Below are 785 nucleotides of genomic sequence, written 5' to 3'. Positions count from 1 at the left end.
GGCCGGGGCCACCCTGGCGCCGAGCCGGGAGATCTTCGGCAGCGAGGGTACCCAGGATCACGGCATCCGTCCGACCTTCCTGCACATGACCGCCGCCCACTGGCACACCCTGGCCGCCGAATGGCACAACCAGCCTCAAGTTGCCCAGCAGCGTCTGGCCGACGTGCGCCTGATCAACGTCACCGGTGATGCCCTTTCGGCACAAAAGCTCAAGCTCTGGGATGAAGTCCGCCCGGCACACACCCGTCTGATCAACACCTATGGCCCGACCGAGGCAACGGTGTCCTGCACCGCCGCCTATGTCACCCACGATGCACTGGCCGGCAGCGAAGGTAGCGGCAACGCCACCATCGGCAAGCCGATGGCCAACACCCGCATCTACCTGCTCGACGCTCACCAACAGCCCGTGCCGTACGGTGTCGCCGGTGAAATCTTCATCGGTGGCGACGGCGTGGCACGGGGTTATCTGAACCTTGAACAGGTCAACGCCGAGCGCTTCCTGGTCGATCCATTCGGCACCAGCGCCGATGCGCGCATGTACAAGACCGGTGACCTGGCGCGTTATATGGCCGACGGCCGTATCGAGTACTTGGGTCGTAACGACTTCCAGGTCAAGGTCCGTGGCTTCCGTATCGAACTGGGTGAAATCGAATCCCGTCTCGGCAATTGCGCCGGGGTCAAGGAAGCGGTGGTGATCGCCCGGGAAGATCGTCCCGGCGAGAAGCGCCTGGTGGCCTATGTAGTCGCTCAACCGGAGAACCACCTGGACGCCGCCGGCCTGCGCG

Annotated in this window: 1 protein-coding gene; it reads left to right on the top strand. The window is 64.3% G+C overall.

Going from position 1 to position 785, the window contains the following annotated elements; all coding sequences use genetic code 11:
- A partial coding sequence (locus HX866_RS35030; protein ID WP_256344863.1) for an AMP-binding protein occupies nt 1-785 on the top strand: 785 nt, incomplete at both ends.

Origin of the sequence: Pseudomonas gingeri (genome assembly GCF_013386165.1) — a bacterium.
Taxonomy (GTDB): Bacteria; Pseudomonadota; Gammaproteobacteria; order Pseudomonadales; family Pseudomonadaceae; genus Aquipseudomonas; species Aquipseudomonas gingeri_C.
This window is presented reverse-complemented; position numbering and strand designations above follow the sequence as displayed.